Origin of the sequence: Psychrobacter piechaudii (assembly GCF_900162825.1) — a bacterium.
Classification (GTDB): domain Bacteria; phylum Pseudomonadota; class Gammaproteobacteria; order Pseudomonadales; family Moraxellaceae; genus Psychrobacter; species Psychrobacter piechaudii.
Map to the genome: position 1 here is coordinate 1 of NZ_FUGE01000071.1, position 2,892 is coordinate 2,892.

Genomic DNA, 2,892 nt, shown 5'->3' on the forward strand with positions numbered 1-2,892 from the left:
ATGCACAAATCGCCATAACGCTTGGGTCTGAGCAAAACTGCTTTTAGTATCCATAGTTGCTTTCATACCAGCATGTAGATAACCGTTTGGGTGAGTGTGATTGTGTACGAGTTGTTGATATCGTTTGATGAGCCTCGTATCTAGCTCCATTTTGTCTATGCCATACTGCGCTATTTTATCAAATTTATGCTCACTGATGAATTGTGTAGATACCTATGCCTGAAGTGGGTGGTTTTACGGCGACTGGTGATAAAAATAAAATAAGACAGAGCTAAGTCTGTCTCATTTTTATATCCTTTAACCTATTAACAGGCTAGTGAAGTTAAAAAGGTTAGTTAAGCAAAATGCCTTATGATGGATTAAGGTTGAAGACTCAAAGTTGAATCAAAATGCTTTAGACGTTGATAACGTTGCTCAACCAGCTCGTCAATTTCTATCTGTTTTAGTTCCGCCAGCTGCTCAGCCAACAACTTCTGCAGACCTTCCATAACCGGTTTAGCATCAAGGTGTGCCCCTTCCCCCTCGTCAACGATGGCATCTATTAACCCCAGTTGATACAGGTTATCTGAGTTTAGCTTTAAAGCTTCAGAGGCGTCAGGCGCTTTCTCAGCCGTCTTCCATAAGATAGAAGCACAGCCTTCAGGAGAGATGACCGAATAAATACTGTGCTGTAGCATATTAATTCTATCACCGACTCCGATGGCCAATGCCCCGCCAGAGCCGCCTTCCCCAATAATGGTCACAATAATCGGTGTCTTTAAGCTGCTAAAAGTCGCAATGCTTTCTGCGATGGCTTGAGCCTGACCACGCTCTTCAGCCTCCACTCCAGGATAGGCCCCTTGAGTATCAATAAAAGTCAGTACCGGTAATTTAAAACGCTCAGCTAACTTAACTAAACGAATGGCCTTACGATACCCTTCTGGGTAGGCCATACCAAAATTATGAGCGATACGTTCACGAGTGCTACGTCCTCGGTGCTGACCAATAATCATCACCGGCTGACCATTAAATCGAGCCAAACCGCCAATTACGGCGCGATCATCGGCAAATGCTCTATCCCCATGAAGCTCATCAAACTCAGTAAATAGCTGTCCGACATAATCTAAAAATAAAGGGCGTTTAGCGTGTCTTGCCAAGCCCACACTATCCCAAACTGCACTCATGATAAGTCCTTAAAATATTATTATCGTTTTGTTTATAGGTTACCTTAGGCCATCCAGCCTAAGTTATGATTCAGAATCCTCTTGCACCACAGTCAACTCAACGCCCCACTTTTTGAACTGAGCAATGTCATCTTTAAGATCCAGTATAAGCAAGGCATACTCATCAAACTCAGACTCAACCCTGACTTGCCAATGTTCTTTGTCTATAATATTTAGCTTAAGATCGCTCTTATCATGATCATTACGACTGCGATGAACCAATACAGCCAAACGCAGTAGCAAACACAGGTAAACCAGCTTTCTACCACCGATTTCTTGCACTTGCTCTAAGGTTTCTGACTTCAGCTTGCGGCGATGGTTACGGGCCAACTGCGCCATACGGACTTGATCTACTTGAGAAAATCCTGGGATATCCGAGAACTCTAGTAAATAAGCACTGTGATGGTGGTAACCACTGTGACTAATGGCCAGACCAATTTCGTGCAGATAGGCGGTACGACGCATCAAGTCATTATCTTCACTACTTAGCTCTAAGGCCTCATGAACTTGTTCATAAAGACGCTCACAGCTTTTTACCACACGTCTTGCCTGACGCTTATCCACTGAATAACGCTCTACTAAAGCTTGGACACTGCGGTCGCGTACATCTTCACTGGCAAAGCGGCCTAGCATGTCATACATGACCCCTTCACGAAGTGCCCCATCAGAATAGGTCATGGTTTCAATCCCAAGTACCTTCATAGCGGCCAGCAACACAGACACACCTGCTGGGAAAACAGCTTTTCGGTGTTCTTTAACGCCTTCTAAATCAATGTCTTCAACACGGCCTACTTTAAGCAGCAATTGTTGCAGTTTTTTCACACCGTGATAGGTAATGCGCTCCTGATCATCTGCCCATCCCTTTGATACCAATACATTGCGAACCGCTTTAATGGTACCACTTGAGCCTACTACGCTGGTCCATCCCGTCTTTTGGTAGGTGGTACTGATACGCAAGATCTCTTTGCGCGCATCAGCAATGGCGGCATTAAAAGCTGCCTCGGTAATATCCCCTGACTCAAAGAACCACTGGGTATAAGCCACACATCCCATCTGTAAGCTCTCGGTCAATAACGGATCAAACTCTTGACCAATGATAAACTCGGTTGAACCCCCACCGATATCAATAACCAGTCTTTTATCAATACTCTCATTAGTATGTGATACCCCCAAATAAATCAGACGGGCTTCTTCTCGGCCTGCAATAATCTCAATGGGCTTAGGCAGGATTTCATTGGCTCGTCTAATAAACTCGTCGGCGTTTTTGGCTTGACGCAAGGCGTTGGTGGCAACAATCCGCAATCTATCGGCTGAAACTGAATCTAGTCTGCCCATAAAGCGAGCCAAACAATCAAGCCCCCTTTGTTGCGCCTCTTCACTTAGGTATTTCCTTTCATCTAGGCCGGCAGCTAATTGAACCTTTTCAGACATAGAGGCAATTTTACGTACCTCACCATGATCCAAGCGAGCGATAGCCAAGTGAAAGCTGTTTGAGCCAATATCTATGGCGGCCATTAGTTCGTTATTCGCGAGAAAGTTATTAGGCATAAGCGACTGTCTTACCTTAGGTTAGATTAATACAGATTTAGAAAAGTATGATTTATTATTAAATATTAAAAATATTGGCAACGAATGACTTTCTGTACCAACATTTAGCACAAAGCCAATCAAATTTAAAATTTATTAGTAG

At 43.8% G+C, this 2,892-nt stretch carries 2 protein-coding genes; both read right to left on the minus strand.

Translation table 11 applies throughout. The annotated features are described in order from the left end of the window. Positions 1 to 359 precede the first annotated feature (359 nt). On the minus strand, positions 360 to 1,163 hold the full coding sequence (locus A1019T_RS02650; protein ID WP_077450300.1) for an acetyl-CoA carboxylase carboxyltransferase subunit alpha: 804 nt from the start codon (positions 1,161 to 1,163) through the stop codon (positions 360 to 362). Positions 1,164 to 1,226: 63 nt separating this feature from the next. Then, positions 1,227 to 2,750 carry an exopolyphosphatase gene (gene ppx / locus A1019T_RS02655; protein ID WP_077450301.1) on the minus strand — a complete coding sequence of 508 codons (1,524 nt, stop codon included), beginning with the start codon at positions 2,748 to 2,750 and terminating at the stop codon, positions 1,227 to 1,229. Positions 2,751 to 2,892: the final 142 nt, after the last annotated feature.